This is a genomic window from Sphingomicrobium aestuariivivum, assembly GCF_024721585.1.
GTDB classification, from domain to species: Bacteria; Pseudomonadota; Alphaproteobacteria; order Sphingomonadales; family Sphingomonadaceae; genus Sphingomicrobium; species Sphingomicrobium aestuariivivum.
Map to the genome: position 1 here is coordinate 1,349,678 of NZ_CP102629.1, position 15,489 is coordinate 1,365,166.

20 protein-coding genes are annotated in these 15,489 nt (G+C 68.1%); 17 read left to right on the forward strand and 3 right to left on the reverse strand.

All coding sequences use genetic code 11. The features are described 5' to 3' along the window. From NUW81_RS06970 to NUW81_RS06990, 5 genes are read left to right on the forward strand one after another with little or no spacing between them, the layout of a single operon-like run. A complete protein-coding gene (locus tag NUW81_RS06970; protein WP_245111819.1) occupies positions 1-741 on the forward strand; it encodes a SufD family Fe-S cluster assembly protein in 741 nt (246 codons plus the stop codon). Further along, a complete protein-coding gene (locus NUW81_RS06975; RefSeq protein WP_245111822.1) occupies positions 738-1,946 on the forward strand; it encodes a SufS family cysteine desulfurase in 1,209 nt (402 codons plus the stop codon). The genes NUW81_RS06970 and NUW81_RS06975 overlap by 4 nt, the downstream gene beginning before the upstream one ends. Further along, complete coding sequence (locus NUW81_RS06980) at positions 1,943-2,431, forward strand: SUF system Fe-S cluster assembly protein (RefSeq protein WP_245113733.1); 489 nt, start codon at positions 1,943-1,945, stop codon at positions 2,429-2,431. The genes NUW81_RS06975 and NUW81_RS06980 overlap by 4 nt, the downstream gene beginning before the upstream one ends. Further along, positions 2,431-2,781 (forward strand): HesB/IscA family protein, encoded by a 351-nt coding sequence (locus NUW81_RS06985; RefSeq protein ID WP_245111824.1) that lies wholly within the window; start codon positions 2,431-2,433, stop codon positions 2,779-2,781. The genes NUW81_RS06980 and NUW81_RS06985 overlap by 1 nt, the downstream gene beginning before the upstream one ends. A gap of 41 nt (positions 2,782-2,822) precedes the next feature. Beyond that, positions 2,823-3,101 (forward strand): hypothetical protein, encoded by a 279-nt coding sequence (locus tag NUW81_RS06990; RefSeq protein ID WP_245111827.1) that lies wholly within the window; start codon positions 2,823-2,825, stop codon positions 3,099-3,101. Here NUW81_RS06990 and NUW81_RS06995 read toward each other — a convergent pair. Continuing rightward, positions 3,098-5,371, reverse strand: coding sequence for a S8 family peptidase (locus tag NUW81_RS06995; protein ID WP_245111829.1), 2,274 nt, complete (start codon positions 5,369-5,371; stop codon positions 3,098-3,100). The two genes, NUW81_RS06990 and NUW81_RS06995, sit on opposite strands and share 4 nt — an antisense overlap. 144 nt (positions 5,372-5,515) lie before the next feature. Between NUW81_RS06995 and NUW81_RS07000 the strand changes: the two genes are divergently transcribed. Beyond that, a complete protein-coding gene (locus tag NUW81_RS07000) occupies positions 5,516-6,190 on the forward strand; it encodes a pyrimidine 5'-nucleotidase (protein WP_245111831.1) in 675 nt (224 codons plus the stop codon). Further along, the gene (gene dapD, locus NUW81_RS07005; RefSeq protein WP_245111832.1) at positions 6,187-7,005 is read left to right on the forward strand and encodes a 2,3,4,5-tetrahydropyridine-2,6-dicarboxylate N-succinyltransferase; all 819 of its coding nucleotides are present in this window, start codon (positions 6,187-6,189) and stop codon (positions 7,003-7,005) included. The genes NUW81_RS07000 and dapD overlap by 4 nt, the downstream gene beginning before the upstream one ends. 90 nt (positions 7,006-7,095) lie before the next feature. Here dapD and NUW81_RS07010 read toward each other — a convergent pair whose 3' ends face one another. Continuing rightward, complete coding sequence (locus NUW81_RS07010; protein ID WP_245111833.1) at positions 7,096-7,632, reverse strand: TlpA family protein disulfide reductase; 537 nt, start codon at positions 7,630-7,632, stop codon at positions 7,096-7,098. 53 nt (positions 7,633-7,685) lie between these two features. Here NUW81_RS07010 and NUW81_RS12025 point away from each other — a divergent pair, with 53 nt between their 5' ends. Together NUW81_RS12025 and NUW81_RS07020 are read left to right on the forward strand one after the other, a co-directional pair. Beyond that, positions 7,686-8,057 carry a hypothetical protein gene (locus NUW81_RS12025; RefSeq protein WP_312025026.1) on the forward strand — a complete coding sequence of 124 codons (372 nt, stop codon included), beginning with the start codon at positions 7,686-7,688 and terminating at the stop codon, positions 8,055-8,057. After that, entirely contained in the window at positions 8,057-8,920 is an 864-nt protein-coding gene (locus NUW81_RS07020) for a UTP--glucose-1-phosphate uridylyltransferase (RefSeq protein ID WP_245111834.1), read from the forward strand. Before NUW81_RS12025 ends, NUW81_RS07020 begins: the two co-directional genes overlap by 1 nt. 2 nt (positions 8,921-8,922) lie before the next feature. Here the strand turns inward: NUW81_RS07020 and NUW81_RS07025 are convergent, their stop codons facing one another. Next, positions 8,923-9,495 carry an HNH endonuclease gene (locus NUW81_RS07025; protein ID WP_245111835.1) on the reverse strand — a complete coding sequence of 191 codons (573 nt, stop codon included), beginning with the start codon at positions 9,493-9,495 and terminating at the stop codon, positions 8,923-8,925. A gap of 203 nt (positions 9,496-9,698) precedes the next feature. On the opposite strand from NUW81_RS07025, the gene gluQRS reads away from it, so the two are divergent. The 8 genes from gluQRS to NUW81_RS07065 are packed head-to-tail and all read left to right on the forward strand — an operon-like array spanning position 9,699 to position 15,486. Beyond that, a complete protein-coding gene (gene gluQRS / locus NUW81_RS07030; protein ID WP_245111836.1) occupies positions 9,699-10,547 on the forward strand; it encodes a tRNA glutamyl-Q(34) synthetase GluQRS in 849 nt (282 codons plus the stop codon). Positions 10,548-10,556: 9 nt separating this feature from the next. Continuing rightward, a complete protein-coding gene (locus NUW81_RS07035) occupies positions 10,557-10,754 on the forward strand; it encodes a twin transmembrane helix small protein (protein WP_245111839.1) in 198 nt (65 codons plus the stop codon). A gap of 19 nt (positions 10,755-10,773) precedes the next feature. Next, positions 10,774-11,340, forward strand: coding sequence for a cob(I)yrinic acid a,c-diamide adenosyltransferase (locus tag NUW81_RS07040; protein WP_245111842.1), 567 nt, complete (start codon positions 10,774-10,776; stop codon positions 11,338-11,340). A gap of 50 nt (positions 11,341-11,390) precedes the next feature. Beyond that, positions 11,391-12,635: an ergothioneine biosynthesis protein EgtB gene (gene egtB / locus NUW81_RS07045; RefSeq protein ID WP_245111844.1), complete on the forward strand. Its 1,245-nt coding sequence runs from the start codon at positions 11,391-11,393 to the stop codon at positions 12,633-12,635. Then, complete coding sequence (egtD, locus tag NUW81_RS07050; protein WP_245111846.1) at positions 12,619-13,593, forward strand: L-histidine N(alpha)-methyltransferase; 975 nt, start codon at positions 12,619-12,621, stop codon at positions 13,591-13,593. The genes egtB and egtD overlap by 17 nt, the downstream gene beginning before the upstream one ends. Before the next feature lie 56 nt (positions 13,594-13,649). Then, the gene (locus NUW81_RS07055) at positions 13,650-13,958 is read left to right on the forward strand and encodes a YggT family protein (RefSeq protein ID WP_245111849.1); all 309 of its coding nucleotides are present in this window, start codon (positions 13,650-13,652) and stop codon (positions 13,956-13,958) included. Then, entirely contained in the window at positions 13,958-14,851 is an 894-nt protein-coding gene (gene folD / locus NUW81_RS07060) for a bifunctional methylenetetrahydrofolate dehydrogenase/methenyltetrahydrofolate cyclohydrolase FolD (RefSeq protein WP_245111851.1), read from the forward strand. Before NUW81_RS07055 ends, folD begins: the two co-directional genes overlap by 1 nt. Next, positions 14,848-15,486: a hypothetical protein gene (locus NUW81_RS07065; protein ID WP_245111853.1), complete on the forward strand. Its 639-nt coding sequence runs from the start codon at positions 14,848-14,850 to the stop codon at positions 15,484-15,486. The genes folD and NUW81_RS07065 overlap by 4 nt, the downstream gene beginning before the upstream one ends. The last annotated feature ends 3 nt before the right edge of the window (positions 15,487-15,489 follow it).

The window sequence follows — 15,489 nt, forward strand, 5'->3', positions numbered from 1 at the left end:
ATGACCGCCCCGCTCCCCACCCGCGCCGACGAGGCCTATCGCTACGCCGATATCAAGGCGCTGGGCGAGGTCTGGGACGACCTTTCGGCCCCCGAGGCGATCGAAATTGCTGCGCACAAAAAGTTGCAGCAAATCTGGATGCCGAGCGGCGATGCGATCGACGTGAAGCGCGCCGCCGTGACCATCGCCGAGGGCGCGACCTTCGACCTCTATGCGCTCAATTGCGCCGACCGCTACGGCCGCATCGAGCTCGACGTGACACTGCACGAGGGCTCGGATTTCACCTTCCACGCCGCCAATGTCGGCAGCGGTGACGCGACGCTCGAGGTCGTCACCTTCGTGCGCCACATCGCCCCCGGCGCGACTTCGACCCAGACGGTCCGCACGGTGCTGGGCGGCAAGGCCACCGGCACCTATCTCGGGCAGGTCGCGGTCGCGCGCGAGGCGCAGAAGACCGAGAGCGAGCAGGACGTGAAGGCCATGCTCCTGAGCCGCGAGGCCACCGCCAACGCCAAGCCCGAACTCGAGATCTTCGCCGACGACGTCGCCTGCGCGCATGGCGCGACGGTCGGCGAACTCGACGCGATGCAGCTCTTCTACGCGCAGGCCCGCGGCCTCTCGCCCGAAGATGCCAAGGCGCTGCTCCTCGAAGGTTTTATCGGCGGCTTGTGGGACGAGCTTGGCGAAGAGGCGGACATCGCCACCCTCGCCCGCACGAAATTGCGCGAGCTGACGCGATGAACGCCCACGCCGCCATCCCCACCGACCTGCGCGCCCGGTTTCCGGGGCTCGGCGGGTGGCACTATCTCGACAGTGCCGCGACCGCTCAAAAACCGCAGGCGGTGATCGACGCCATCGCCGAGGGCTACGGCCCGCGCTACGCCACCGTGCATCGCGGCGTCTATGATCGCTCGGCGGCGATGACGCGCGCCTATGAAGCCGCGCGTAGCCGCCTCGCCACCTTCCTTGGCGGCAAGGCGGAGGAAGTGGTGTTCACCCGCGGTGCGACCGAGGCGATCAACCTCGTTGCCGCCAGCTGGGGCCGCGCCAACATCGGTGCGGACGACGCGATCCTCCTCTCGCGCCTCGAGCATCATTCGAACATCGTGCCGTGGCAGATGCTGGCGCTCGAAACGGGTGCCGAGATCCGCGTCGCCGACATCACCGGTGACGGCCGCATCGATCTCGACGACGTCCGCGCCAAGCTTGACGGCAAGGTCAAGCTGGTCGCGCTCTCGCACCTCTCCAACGTCACCGGCGCGCTGCTCGACGCCCCCGAGATCGCCGCGATGGCGCAGAACGCGGGTGCCAAATTCCTCCTCGACGGCTGCCAGGCCGCGCCGCGCCTGCCCGTCGATGTCGCCGCCTTGGGTTGCGATTTCTACGTGGCCTCCGCGCACAAGATGTACGGCCCGACCGGCATCGGCGCGCTCTGGGCAAAGGGCGAAATCCTCGATGCCATGCCCCCCTATCAGGGCGGCGGCTCGATGATCGACCGCGTCTCTTTCGAAAAGGGCACCACCTACGCCCCCGCGCCCACCCGCTTCGAGGCGGGCACCCCGCATATCGTCGGCGCGCTCGGCCTCCATGCCGCCTGCGACTGGATCGACGGCATCGGGCGCGAGGCCATCGCCGCCCATGAGAATGCCCTCGTCGCCGCGACCCTCGAGGCCCTTCGCGGCATCAACGACCTGCGCCTTTACGGCCCGGCCGACGCGCATGGCATCGTCAGCTTCAACATGGGCGACATCCATGCCCATGACGTCGCCACCATCCTTGACGATGCGGGCGTCGCCGTGCGCGCGGGCCACCATTGCTGCCAGCCGCTGATGGACCGCCTCGGCGTGCCCGCCACCGTGCGCGCGAGCTTTGCCGCCCATTCGGACATGGGCGATGTCGACGCCCTCCTCGAGGGCCTTCAGAAAGTGAAACGGATTTTCGGATAATGAGCGAGCGCAAGATCACCGTGGAAGAAGTCGACGCCGTCGAGAAACCGCCCCGCGCCCGCGTCGGCGAGACCCCGATGCAGCCCGCAAGCGCGCCTGAATCCGACGGCGCGAAGCTCGAGCGCAAGCGCGACTATCTCGAAGGCTTCCTCAACGCCGAAAAGGCTGCACCCGACAGCGCCGAGGAAGTGAAGGCCGCCATCGTCGAGGCGCTGCAGTCGATCTACGACCCCGAGATCCCCGTCGACATCTACAATCTCGGCCTCATCTATGGCGTCGAGGTGACCGAGGACGGCGATGCCACCGTGACCATGACGCTGACGACCCCGCACTGCCCCGTCGCCGAGACGATGCCGGGCGAGGTCGAGGTGCGCACGCTGAGCGTGCCCGGCGTGCGCGATGCCGAGGTGAAGCTCGTCTGGGACCCGCCGTGGGACCCCTCGAAAATGTCGGACGAGGCGCGCCTCGAACTGGGGATGCTGTGATGACCGAAACCCGCACCCGCCCCGCCGCCATCACCCTGACGCCGGCCGCCGAACAGCGGATCGCCGACCTCATGGGGCAGGCGCCCGCCGATGCCATCGGCGTCAAGCTCTCGACCCCGCGCCGCGGCTGTTCGGGGCTGGCCTATTCGGTCGATTACGTCACCGAGGAATCCACCTTCGATGAAAAGATCGAGACCCCCGGCGGCATCTTCTATGTCGACGGCGCGAGCGTGCTCTACCTCGTCGGCAGCGTGATGGACTGGAAGGAAGACGATTTCGCCGCGGGCTTCGTCTTCGACAATCCCAACGCCAAGGGTGCCTGCGGCTGCGGCGAGAGTTTTACCGTCTGAGCGGCTGATGGTAGGATGGCGCGGCCGACAGGAGACGCGTCATGAAGTTCTTCATCCTCCTCCCCGCCCTCGCGCTGACCGGCGCCAGCCAGCCGGTACTCGAGATCTATCCCGACACGCATATCGAGGTGAGCCCGCGCGAGCCCTCGCCCGACATCCCGTCCTGCGCGCTGGACCGCCTCGCCGGCGAAGAGCCGGTGGTCGTGGAAAAGCGTGACCTCGGCGACCTGCCGCCGGCCGACGCCTATATGGCGGTCTGGCGCACCGATGCCGAGGGCTGCGCCGATCCGCTCACCGCCAGCGCTTATCGCGACCGCTAGAAGTCGAGGCTGTAGCGGATCGCGCCGCCGAGGTCCGCGTCGGCATCGCCGACGTGGCCCGGCTGGCTGCGGCGATAGGCGTTGGCGCTGAGCCAGCCGCCCGCCAGCGCACGGCCGTAACCGACTTCCGCGACCCATTCGCGTCCCGAAGGTGACAGGCTGAAGCGCCGGTCGCCGAAGGTCGCGGTCTCGCTGGCATAGTCCCACGCGGTCGGCAGCCACAGGTCGAACCCGCCCGCCTCGACGCGCAGCGGCTGGGCGAGGCGCAAGGCGAGCCGGTCGCCGCCGCTGAAGACGCCATTCGAGGCGATGGTCGCGCCATAGGCGCTGGTCTCGAGCGCGCCGCCCGCAAAATCGGTCCAGCCGCGCCGTGCCTCGACCGACAGGTCGAGCGGCCCGAGGCTGCGCGACAGGCGGGCATCGAGGAAGCGGCTGCGCGCCCCCTCCCCCCCGCCGAGCCAGGACGCGACGCGCGCCCCGAGCAGGGTCTCGCTTTCGTCGACCTGGGTGAGTTTCACCCCCGCAGTGGCAAGGCCGCCGAGATCGCCCGACAGGCCGAGCGACCAGCTGGCATAGGCGCTTTCCCGCTCGCCCGCGCCGTCGCGGCTCCACACCGCGCCGCGGTCCACGCCAAGGCTCAGCGTCACCGCGCCCATGTCGCGGCTCAGCGCGACCGCTTCGCCCGCCACGGCGGCGAACCCGCGATCCTCGCGGCGCGCGGCGAGCCAATCACCCTCGGCCACGCCCTCGAGCTGGCGCTGCATGGCGCCTGCCCCTTGCGCGAAGCCGAGCGCGACGGCGGTTCGATCATCGATCCGTGCCACCATCCGCGCGGCCAGCAGGCGCGCTTCCTCGCGCTCGGCGCCGACAAGGCCGAGCGGCTCGGCGTTGATGTCGCCGCGCGCCACCGTGTCGGTGCGCGGCTCGATGGTCATCGCCAGCGCGACGGGACCGGCAGCGACCGTCTCGCTGCGCTGCGCGGCACCCGCCAGCGCGCGGCCGAGCGGACGCTCGCCGGGCGCACGGGCCAGTGTCGCGGTCGGATCGAAGGCATATGCGCGGTCATAGCGGTCGGTCACCAACGTGCCCTGTCCGCCGGGCGCATCGGGGCCGCCGCCATCGCCCGCCGCGGCGGGGAGCCCGCCATTGTCGTCGATCGACACGACCATGCCGGTGCCGGCAAGACTGGTCTGTCCCTGCGGCGCGAAGGCCGCCGTGATGTTGAGCCGCCCGTTGCCATAATCGCCGTCGACCCCCGCGGCGCCGAGGTCGTCGGCGCTGTTGAAGAGGATTTCGACGATTTCGCGACCGCTGAGGTTGGGAAAGGCCTGCGCCATCAGCGCGACGGCGCCCGAGATGACGGGGGCCGAGAAGCTGGTCCCCGACCACAGATATTCCTGCCCCGTATGATCGGGCGCGCGCACCCGCGTGCCGAGCGCGGCGAGATAATGGTCCGCGCTCGAGCCCGCATGGTTCGAATAGTCGGCAAGGACGTTTTCATCGAGGCCGTAGCCGCTCGAACTGCCGAGCGCGCCGGCGATGATCACCAGCCCCGGCGCAAGGTCGGCCATCGCCGAGGCGAGCACGTCAGGCTGCGCGCCGAGCCTCGGGTCCTCGCCGTCATTGCCCGCCGAGACGACGATGACGACGCCTGCCGCCGCCGCACCCCGCACCGCTTCCTGCAGCGTGCGGCCCGGATCGCCGCCGCCGAGCGAGATGTTGATGACCCGCGCCCCGCCCGCGACCGCGGCGTCGATGCCATTGGCGATGGCGCTGTCCGAGATGAGGCAGCCATCGGTATCGGCGCAGCTGCCGGGATCGTCGGCGCGGAAGGCGAGGATGGTCGCTTCATAGGCCACCCCCATGGTGTCACTGCCATCGCGCGCGGCCGCCGCGACCGCGGTCACCGCGGTGCCATGACCGTCGACGTCATTGACGCTGGAATTGCCCGCCACGTCGCGGCTGAGGTCCGACACGCGGCCCGCGAAGGCGGACAGCGAAGGATTGATACCGGTGTCGATGACGGCAAGGCCGATGCCCTCGCCGCTCGCACCCGCTTCATAGGCGCCGATCGCCTGCGTCGCCCCGAGATAGGTGGAGGCGCGATATTCGGCGGTGTCGAAGTCGACCGTGGGATCGGGCGCGGGAGCGGGCGCCGGTGCCGGTTCGGGCGGCGGGCTGGCGTCATTGTTCGACGAGGGCGGCGGCAGCGGGGTCGAGCGCGGCGGGCTCGAGCCACCGCAGGCCGCCAGCGCGAACGCCAGTGCCACGATGCTCGTCGTCCCCAGACCCCGCTTCAATTCACGCCCTCCGCTCATACGCTAACCCGTTCCAAACAGTGAGAAATCTCAGGCCTTATAGTAAAGGAAAACTTACGCTTTGCTGAAAGACGGACCAAAAGCTAGACGGGGGCCATGGATCCCCGCCTCTCCCATGTCCGCGACTGGATTTTCGATCTCGACAATACGCTCTATCCGGCGTCGAGCGGGCTGTTCCGCCATGTCGATCGCCGCATGACCGCCTATATCGCGCGCCTCCTCGAGGTCGATCATGACGAAGCCTATCGCATCCAGAAAGGCTATTTCCACGGCCATGGCACGACGCTGGCGGGGCTGATGGCTGAGCATGGGGTCGACCCGCACCATTTCCTCGAGGACGTGCACGACATTCCGTTGGAGGACCTCACCCCCGACCCGCGCATCGTCGAGGGCATCGCGGGCCTGCCGGGCCGCGCATTCATCTACACCAATGGCGATGCGCCTTATGCGACCCGCGTGCTCGAACGGCTCGGGCTGCACAGCCATTTCGTCCATGTCCACGACATCCATGCCACCGCCTATCGCCCCAAGCCCGAGCGGCACGGCTACGAGCTGCTGCTTGGCCAGTTCGACATCGACCCCGCCGCCGCGGTGATGGTCGAGGACATGGCCAAGAACCTGAAGCCCGCCAAGGAGCTCGGGCTGACCACCGTGTGGGTCGACAATGGCTCCGAACAGGCGCAAGAAGCGCCCGAAACGGCGCATGTCGACATCGCCATCGGCGATGTCGGCGTCTGGCTGCAATCGCTTAGGCAAGGGGAACAGGGATGAGCATCGAGCGCGAGATCGAACAGGGTTGGGACCGCCGCGACAGCGTGAGCGCATCGGACGAGGCGCTCGCCGAGGCCGTCAAGGAAGCCATCCTGATGCTCGATCGCGGCGAAGCCCGCGTCGCCGAGCCCGACGGAAACGGCGGCTGGCGCGTCAACCAGTGGCTCAAGAAGGCGGTGCTCCTTTCCTTCCGCCTCAACCCGATGCAGACGATCCCCGGCGGCCCCGGCGGCGCGCCCTGGTGGGACAAGGTCGATTCCAAGTTCCTCGGCTGGGGCGAGGACGCCTTCAAGCAGGCGGGCTTTCGCGCCGTGCCGGGCGCCATCGTGCGCCGCGGCGCGCATGTCGCCAAGAATGCCGTCCTCATGCCGAGCTTCGTCAACATCGGCGCTTATGTCGGCGAAGGCGCGATGATCGACACCTGGGCCACCGTCGGCTCTTGCGCGCAGATCGGCCGCAACGTCCACCTCTCGGGCGGCGCGGGCATCGGCGGCGTGCTCGAACCCTTGCAGGCCAATCCCGTGATCATCGAGGACGACTGCTTCATCGGCGCCCGCTCGGAAGTCGCCGAGGGCGTCATCGTCGAAAAGGGCGCGGTCCTGTCGATGGGCGTGTTCATCTCGGCCTCGACCAAGATCGTCGAGCGCCACACCGGCAAGGTCCATTACGGCCGCGTGCCGGCCTATTCGGTCGTCGTCCCCGGCACCCTGCCCGGCCGCGACGGCGGGCCAAGCCTCGCCTGCGCCGTGATCGTCAAGACGGTCGACGAGAAAACGCGAAGCAAGACCTCGATCAACGATCTGCTCAGGGACTAAGTCGTCGCCCCAGCGAAGGCTGGGGCTCATGCCATTGCGATAGTGCTCCGGGACATGGATCCCGGCCTGCGCCGGGATGACGCGTCTGGACTAGTCCAGCTCGGCGATGAGTCCCGCTGCCTCGGTGCCCGACCAGTCGAGGTCGCCGAGGTAGCGCCACACTTCCTTGCCGTCGGCGTCATAGAGCACCGTCGCCGGCATCACCGCGACGGGAAGCTCGGTCGAAAAGGCCATCTCGGGGTCCTGCCAGCGCTCGACATCGTCGAGACCCGCATCCTCGAGGAAGGCGGCGATCGAGGCGGGAGGTGCCATGTCCTGGCTCAGCGTCAGCACCGCGACATCGCCGCGGTTGGCAAGCTCGACCAGCGTCGGCAGCTCCTCGACGCACGGCGCGCACCAGCTCGCCCACAAATTGACCAGCAGCGGCTCGCCCGCCGCGACATCGGCCAGCGCCACCGTCTCGCCCTCGGGCGACAGGATGTCGATTGCGGGCATGGGCGCGCCGGCGTGGCTGCGATCGACGCCCGCCTCGCTGCCGATGACCGGTTCGTCGGTGACGGGCGCGTCGTTGCCGCAGGCGGCGAGCGATGTGAAAAGGAGCGCGGCTCCGAGGGTTTTCCAAGACATGTCGCTTACCTAGGGAGTTGGCAGCAGCGCGGCAATGCGGCATTGCGGCGGGGATGAAGCTTCGCCTTGCCCTTGTCCTCATGCCCGCCGCCGCGCTTGCCGCCTGCGGCGATGCCGGCCCGTTGAAGCCCGCCGTGGGCAGCGACCTGCCGCCGCGCCCCGCGCTGGCAAGCACCACGCCCGATGCAGATGATCTGTTAACCCCGCCGCCCTATGCGCGCCCCGAACGGATCGACGAGATCGTGCGCAAGTCGACACCGCGGCAGCCCGACCCGTTCGACCTGCCCCCGCCCGAAGGGGGCGCCGCTCCGCAACCCGATCCCGCGACCGATATCGACGAGGCGTCGAACGACCCCTCCGACATCATCGGCCCCGCGCCCGGTCCCGATACGCCCACCGACGTCCCGAACGACGAGGAAGACTGATGCCCAAACCCGTCAAATATGCCGTATTCCCCGTGGCCGGTCTCGGCACGCGGCTCCTGCCCGCGACCAAGACCATGCCCAAGGAGATGCTGACGATCGTCGATCGTCCGCTCATCCAATATGCGGTGGACGAGGCGCGCGAGGCCGGCATCGAACGGCTGGTGTTCGTCACCGGCCGCGGCAAGGCCAGCCTCGTCGACTATTTCGACATGGCCTACGAGCTCGAGAAGACGATGGAAGAGCGCGGCAAGTCCAAGGCCCCGCTCGCCCCCAGCCGCGCGGGGTTCGGCGAACTCCTGACGGTGCGTCAGCAGGAACCGCTCGGCCTCGGCCACGCCATCTGGTGCGCGCGCCACATCACCGGCGATGAACCCTTTGCGGTGCTCCTCCCCGACGACCTGATGGTCGGCAAGCCGGGCGCGCTCAAGCAGATGATGGCGGCTTATGAACAGCATGGCGGCAACATCGTCTGCGCGCAGGACGTGCCGCGCGAGAAGACCTCCAGCTACGGCATCGTCGAGCCCGGCGAGACCGCCAATGGCGCGACCGAGGTCAAGGGCATGGTTGAAAAGCCCAAGCCCGAGGATGCGCCTTCCACCCTCGGCATCGTCGGCCGCTACATCCTCCAGCCCGAGGTGATGGACGAGCTCTCCGCACATGAAAAAGGCGCGGGCGGCGAGATCCAGCTGACCGACGCGATGGCCAAGCTCATCGGCAAGCAGCCCTTCCACGCGGTCGCGGTCGACGCGGTCCGCCACGACTGCGGGACCAAGGCGGGCTTTGCCCTCGCCAACCTCGCCCTCGGCATGGACGACCCCGAGGTCGCGCCGAAGCTCAAGGAATGGATGGCCGCAAACGGCTGAAGCTAGGCTTCCAGTTCCACATCCCAGTAGAGATAATCGCGCCAGCTCTCGTGGAGGTGATTGGGCGGAAAGCCCTTGCCATGCTCCTGCAGCTGCCAGCTCGTCGGGCGGATCGGTTCGCCCGTCAGCAGCGGCATGTGCGCTTCGGCCGGCGTGCGCCCGCCCTTGCGCAAATTGCACGGCGCGCAGGCGGTGGCGACATTCTCCCAGCTCGTCCGCCCGCCCTGCCGGCGCGGCACGACATGGTCGAAGGTCAATTCCTTGCCCGACCCGCAATAGACGCAGGAGAACTTGTCCCGCAGGAACAGGTTGAACCGCGTGAAGGCCGGATATTCGTTGGGTTTGACGTATTGCCGCAGCGCGATGACGCTCGGCAGCTTGATGTCGCAGCTCGGCGAATGCACCGTGCGCTCATAATGGTCGACGATATCCACCCGTTCGAGGAACATCGCCTTGACCGCGGTCTGCCACGGCCACAGGCTCAAGGGATAGTAGGACAGCGGCGTATAGTCGGCGTTGAGCACGAGGCAGGGGCAGCTGTCGGGATGGCGGGTGAGGTCGGGGTGGTGATGCACGGACAAAGCCTTTCGTGTCGTTCCCATCCGGGCCCCGACACCGTCCCCCAGGCGCATCGCACTCACCGAGCGGGAGACCGGCGGCGTTTCAGCCCGTCTTTCCGTCTGTCGCCACCATGGATGCCAACCCATGATGTTGATCTCATGACAACAGAATCTCGGGAATCTGACAAGAGTCACTTTTGCCACAGGGGCGAGTCGCGATGATCACGCGTTTTGCCCCTTCGCCCACCGGCCATTTGCATCTGGGCCACGCCTACAGCCTCGCGCGGGGCCTGAAGGCGATCGCCTGGGGCGGCGAGATCCGCCTCAGGATCGACGATCTCGACGCCACCCGCTGCCGCCCCGAATATGTCACCGCGCTCCACGAAGACATGGACTGGCTCGGCGTGTCCTTCGACGGCCCCGTGATGGTCGAGAGCGAGCGCGTCGCCGCCTATGACGAGGCGCTCGAGGGGCTTCGCCGCCGCGGCCTCCTCTACCCCTGTTTCTGCACCCGCAAGGACATCGAGGCCGCGCTCGCCGCGCCGCATGGCGATCCCGGCGCTTATTATCCCGGCACCTGCCGCGACCTGCCCGACGACCCTGCCCGCCGCGAGGCCGAGCCGCACAGCTGGCGGCTCGACCATGAAAAGGCGCTCGCCCTCACCGGCGGCCTGCCGAGCTGGCAGGACCATGAGGGCACCATGCATTTCGCGCAGCCCGCCGACCTCGGCGATGCCATCCTCGCGCGCAAGGATGCGCCCGCCGCCTATCATCTTGCCTGCGTGCTCGACGATGCCGCGCAGGGGGTGACGCTGGTGACGCGGAGCGCCGACCTTGCCGGCTCGACCCCCATCCAGCGGCTCCTGCAACAGCTCCTCGGCCTGCCCGAACCCCGCTATCTCCACCACCGCATCGTCGTGAACGGGGACGGCAAGCGGCTCGCCAAGCGCGACCAGGCGCCCACCCTCCGCCAGATGCGCGCCGACGGCGTCGACGGCCCTGCCCTCCTCGATGCACTGATGGACGAAAGGCTGCCCTTGGGTTACCGCCTCGCCGACCCTACATAAGGCCCTATCATGACGACATTCCTTATCATCCTCCTCATCCTCGCCATGGGCGCCACCGCCTACGTCCTCGTGCGCGGCGTCATCGCCATGGCCAACGGCAAGGACGTCTCGGGCGCGCAGCAGCAGAATTACATGCAGAAGCGCGTCATCTTCCAGGGCGTGGCGATCATGATCATCTGCGCCATCCTGCTGGTCGCGCGCGACTGATCCCGCTAGGCTCGCCGCCATGGTGAAGCTCACGAAAATCTACACCCGCTCGGGTGACGACGGCACCTCGGGCCTCGTCGATGGCAGCCGCGTCGCCAAGAATGCCCTGCGCATGCAGGCGATCGGCGATGTCGATGAAGCCAATTCGGCGCTCGGCGTCGCCATCAGCGCGGTCGAAGCGGGCAAGGAGGGCGAAGTCGAAGCCCTGCGCCGCATCCAGAACGAACTGTTCGACCTCGGCGCCGACCTCGCCACGCCGGAAGGGATCGAGGGCGCGCTGCGCATCCTGCCCGGACAGGTCACCCGCCTCGAGGACGAGATCGACGCGATGAACGAAGGCCTCGAGCCGCTCACCAGCTTCGTGCTGCCCGGCGGCTCGCCCGGCACCGCCCACCTCTATTTCGCCCGCGCCGTGGTGCGCCGCGCCGAGCGCAAGGCGGTCGCGCTGGCGGCGGAAGAAGCGGTCAACGAGCATGCGCTCGCCTATCTCAACCGCCTGTCCGACCATTTGTTCGTGGCCGCGCGGGCGCTGGCGGCACAAGGGCGGGGCGATATCCTGTGGCAACCGGGAAAAACTCGAAATTAGTCCAATACCCGTAGCGACAGCGTAACTTTAGCTGTTATGCTGCGATTATTGTGGCCCGTAGCGACGAGCAGCCAAGGCCGGATCTCGGCAAAAACTATACGGCGACCCGTAGCCTGACGCTCGACCTCGCCGCGCCTTTGTCCGATGCCGATGCGACGCTCCAGCCGCACCCCGACGCCAGCCCCGCCAAATGGCATCTGGCGCATACCAGCTGGTTCTTCGAGACCTTCATCCTGCGCGACCATGTCGCCAGCTACACGCTCTACGACGAGCGCTGGCCGTTCCTCTTCAACAGCTATTATGACGGCGAGGGCGAGCGCCACGAGCGCTGCCGTCGCGGCATGATCAGCCGCCCCTCGCTCGACGAGATCCGCGCCTATCGCGCCCATGTCGATGCCGCGCTGCTCGCCGCCCTGCCGGGTTTCTCGCCCGAGGTGCGCGCGCTGGTCGAGCTCGGCATCCACCACGAGCAGCAGCATCAGGAGCTGTTCCTCACCGACATCCTCGCCACGCTCCACGAAAACCCGCTCGACCCGGCCTATCTGCCCGGCCGGGCACTGGCGGAAGGCAGCACGCCGCCGCTGGGCTGGACCCGCCATGACGGCGGCGAGGTGATGACCGGCACCGACGGCGACGACGGTTTCAGCTTCGATTGCGAGCGTCCGCGCCACCCCGCCCTCCTCGCCCCCTTCGAGATTGCCGACCGGCTCGTCACGCAGGGAGAATGGGCCGCCTTCATGCAGGACGGGGGCTATTCGACCCCCTCGCTGTGGCTGTCTGACGGTTGGGCATGGGTACGCGACAACCGTATCGAGAGCCCGCTCTACTGGCGCCGGCAGGACGGGGAATGGAGCCGTTTCACCTTGTCGGGCCGCCGCCCGATCGAGCCTTCGCTCCCCGTCACCCACATCAGCTATTACGAGGCCGAGGCCTATGCCCGCTGGGCCGATGCGCGGCTGCCGACCGAGGCCGAATGGGAAGCCGCCTTCGACAATGCCGATCCGCAGGCCGGCAACCAGCTCGATACCGCCGCCCCCGTGATGCCCGATGGCACCCCCGGCCCCTTCGGCGATTGCTGGGAATGGACCGGCTCGGCCTATCTCCCCTACCCCGGCTTCACACCCGAGGAAGGCACGGTCGGCGAATATAACGGCAAGTTCATGTGCGGGCAGTTCGTCCTGAAAGGGGCGTCCTGCGCGACCCCCAGGGGTCATGCCCGCGCCTCCTATCGCAACTTCTTCTACCCCCAGCAGCGCTGGCAGTTCACCGGAGTCCGACTTGCCCGAAACGCTTGAGGCCGAAGCCTCCACCACCGCCGATCCCGCCTTTCGCGCGGACGTGGCTCGCGGCCTCGCGCAGGCCCAGCCCGCCATCCCCGCGCGCTGGCTCTACGACACGCGCGGCTCCGAGCTGTTCGACGACATCACGCGCCTTGAGGAATATTATCCCACCCGGACCGAGACCGCGATCATGCGCGATAATGCCCACGCCATCGCGGCGGCGGCGGGCAAGGGCGGCGCGCTCATTGAATTCGGCGCGGGCAGCGCGACCAAGACCCCGCTGATGATCGATGCGCTCGAGCCCGACCATTATGTCCCGATCGACATTTCGGGCGACTATCTGCGCGCCTCGGCGGCCGATCTCCAGAAGGACCATCCGCACCTCGCCATCGACCCCGTCGAGGCCGATTTCACCAAGCCCTTCGACCTTCCGGACGAGATCGCGGGACTGACACGCGTCGGTTTCTTCCCCGGCTCGACCATCGGCAATTTCGTGCCGCGCAGCGCGACCGACCTGTTGCGCACCTTCCGCGACATCCTGCGCGACGGCTCGAAGCTGCTGATCGGCATGGACCGGATCAAGGACCTCGATCGCCTCCGCGCCGCCTATGACGACCGCGAAGGCGTGACCGCCGCCTTCAACAAGAACCTCCTCACCCGGATGAGGCGCGAACTGGGCGCGGGGCTCGACGAGGACGCCTTCGTCCACGAGGCGCGCTGGAACGAGATGCTGGGACGGATCGAGATGCATCTCGTCGCCATCCGCGACACCGAGATGCATCTCGATGGCCAGCGCTTCGCCTTCGCCAAAGGCGAGACGATCCACACCGAGAACAGCCACAAATACGGCCCCCGCGGGGCGCGCTGCCTCTTGCTCGCGGGGGGCTGGACGCCGACGCATGAATGGACCGATCCGGCGCGCGATTTCGCCTTCATCCTCGCCGAGGCACAGCCCAACCGCTTCGCCCCCTGATCGGCACTCGTCGAAGGATTGTTGCGGGCGCACATGGGGGCGGCTAAGCCGGTCCCATGATCTACGCGCTCTTCGGTATCATCTCGCTCCTCCTGACCGCGCTCTTCTGGGTGATCGTCGCCCAGGTCGTGATCAGCTGGCTCTTCGTCTTCAAGGTGCTCGACCCCTACAGCCGGGTCGTCTCGACCATCGTCGAGGTGCTCGACCGCATCACGCGGCCGCTTTACCGCCCGATCCGCAAGGTGATGCCCGACTTCGGCGCCATCGACCTTGCGCCGATGGTGGTGATCTTCGGCATCATCGCGCTCCAGAATTTCATCATGCCCGGCATCCTGATGGAAATCGGGCCGACGGTGGCGCGCTGATGGGTTGCGCCAGGCCGATCGACGGCAAGGCCGCCGCCGCCGCCCTGCGCGAGCGGGTCGCCGAGGCCTCGCGCGAATTTTCCCGCAAGGCGCTGCGCAAGCCCGGGCTCCATGTCGTCCTCGTCGGCGACGATCCGGCCAGCGCCGTCTATGTCGGCGCCAAGGAGAAAGCGCTCCACAAGGCCGGTATGGAAGGCGCGGTCCACCGCCTGCCCGCCGACACCAGCGAGGCCGACCTTCTCGGCCTCGTGGGCAAGCTCAATGCCGATCCCGCCGTGGACGGCATCCTCGTCCAGCTACCGCTGCCCGCGCATCTCGACGAGGCCAAGGTGCTCGACACCATCGACCCCGCCAAGGACGTCGACGGCTTCCATGTCGTCAATGCGGGCAAGCTCGCCGTGGGCAAGGAGGCGCTGGTCCCCTGCACGCCCGCGGGCTGCATCCGCCTGTTGAAGGAAGAGCGCGGCGACCTCAGCGGCCTCCACGCCGTCGTGATCGGCCGCTCGAACATCGTCGGCAAGCCGATGGCGCAGCTGCTGCTCGCCGAAAATGCCACCGTCACCATCGCGCACAGCCGCACGCGCAACCTTCCCGAGATCGCCCGCACCGCCGACATCCTCGTCGCCGCGGTCGGCCGCCCCGAGATGGTCAAGGGCGACTGGGTCAAGGAAGGCGCCACCGTCATCGACGTCGGCATCAACCGGCTGCCCCCGCCCGAGGAAGGCGCGAAGGGCAAGCTCGTCGGCGACGTCGCTTATGGCGAGGCTGCCGAAAAGGCCGCGGCGATCACGCCGGTGCCAGGCGGGGTCGGGCCGATGACCATCGCCATGTTGCTCGCCAACACGCTGACCGCCGCCCACGCCCGCGAAGGGCTCGAGCCCCCCAAGCTTTGATCCTCGCCCTGCTCCTCCAGGCCGCCGCGCCGGACTATGTCAGTCCGGTTGCCGCCGAAATCGGCTTCATGAGGGACGCGCAGGACAAGGGTCAGTGGCAGGCGTTCGGCCATTGGGCCGCCGAAGAGGGCATTCTCGTCGGACGCCGCATGCTGCCGGCGAAGGAACTGGCGGCAGCGCTTGCCGCCGACGAGCCCGAGCAGCCGCTCTACTGGCTCGCCACCCGCTCGATCCTCAGCTGCCATGGCCGCACCGCGATCAACAGCGGCCCCTATCTCGATCCCGCGGGCGGCACCGGCCGTTTCCATACTGTCTGGCAATGGCAGGAGGGAACGGGCTGGCGCTACCTTCTCGACCTCGGCATCGAGGATGCGGCAGCGCGGCTGCCCGCTGCCGCGCCGGTGGTCGAGCTCGAACGCCCCTCCTGTCGCAACCTGCCCGACCCCGACCCGCCGGTCGACTATGAGACCGACAAAGCGCAGGGGCGCATCGCCATGAGCGGGGACGCCAGCCTCAAATGGGAGTGGCGGCTCGGCCAATGGGGCGATAGGGCGGAACAACGTCGCCTGCTTCGCGTCTGGGGTTGGGACGGCGGCGATTATCGCCTCCTCATCGAGGCCGAACAGGAGAATTAAGTC

Coding starts and splice junctions, on each gene's coding strand:
- NUW81_RS07010 (WP_245111833.1), bottom strand. CDS start 7,632: ATGTCTTGGAAAACCCTCGGAGCCGCGCTCCTTTTCACATCGCTCGCC.
- NUW81_RS07000 (WP_245111831.1), top strand. CDS start 5,516: ATGGATCCCCGCCTCTCCCATGTCCGCGACTGGATTTTCGATCTCGAC.
- NUW81_RS07020 (WP_245111834.1), top strand. CDS start 8,057: ATGCCCAAACCCGTCAAATATGCCGTATTCCCCGTGGCCGGTCTCGGC.
- NUW81_RS06975 (WP_245111822.1), top strand. CDS start 738: ATGAACGCCCACGCCGCCATCCCCACCGACCTGCGCGCCCGGTTTCCG.
- gluQRS (WP_245111836.1), top strand. CDS start 9,699: ATGATCACGCGTTTTGCCCCTTCGCCCACCGGCCATTTGCATCTGGGC.
- NUW81_RS07035 (WP_245111839.1), top strand. CDS start 10,557: ATGACGACATTCCTTATCATCCTCCTCATCCTCGCCATGGGCGCCACC.
- NUW81_RS06985 (WP_245111824.1), top strand. CDS start 2,431: ATGACCGAAACCCGCACCCGCCCCGCCGCCATCACCCTGACGCCGGCC.
- NUW81_RS06990 (WP_245111827.1), top strand. CDS start 2,823: ATGAAGTTCTTCATCCTCCTCCCCGCCCTCGCGCTGACCGGCGCCAGC.
- NUW81_RS07040 (WP_245111842.1), top strand. CDS start 10,774: ATGGTGAAGCTCACGAAAATCTACACCCGCTCGGGTGACGACGGCACC.
- NUW81_RS07055 (WP_245111849.1), top strand. CDS start 13,650: ATGATCTACGCGCTCTTCGGTATCATCTCGCTCCTCCTGACCGCGCTC.
- dapD (WP_245111832.1), top strand. CDS start 6,187: ATGAGCATCGAGCGCGAGATCGAACAGGGTTGGGACCGCCGCGACAGC.
- NUW81_RS12025 (WP_312025026.1), top strand. CDS start 7,686: ATGAAGCTTCGCCTTGCCCTTGTCCTCATGCCCGCCGCCGCGCTTGCC.
- folD (WP_245111851.1), top strand. CDS start 13,958: ATGGGTTGCGCCAGGCCGATCGACGGCAAGGCCGCCGCCGCCGCCCTG.
- NUW81_RS06970 (WP_245111819.1), top strand. CDS start 1: ATGACCGCCCCGCTCCCCACCCGCGCCGACGAGGCCTATCGCTACGCC.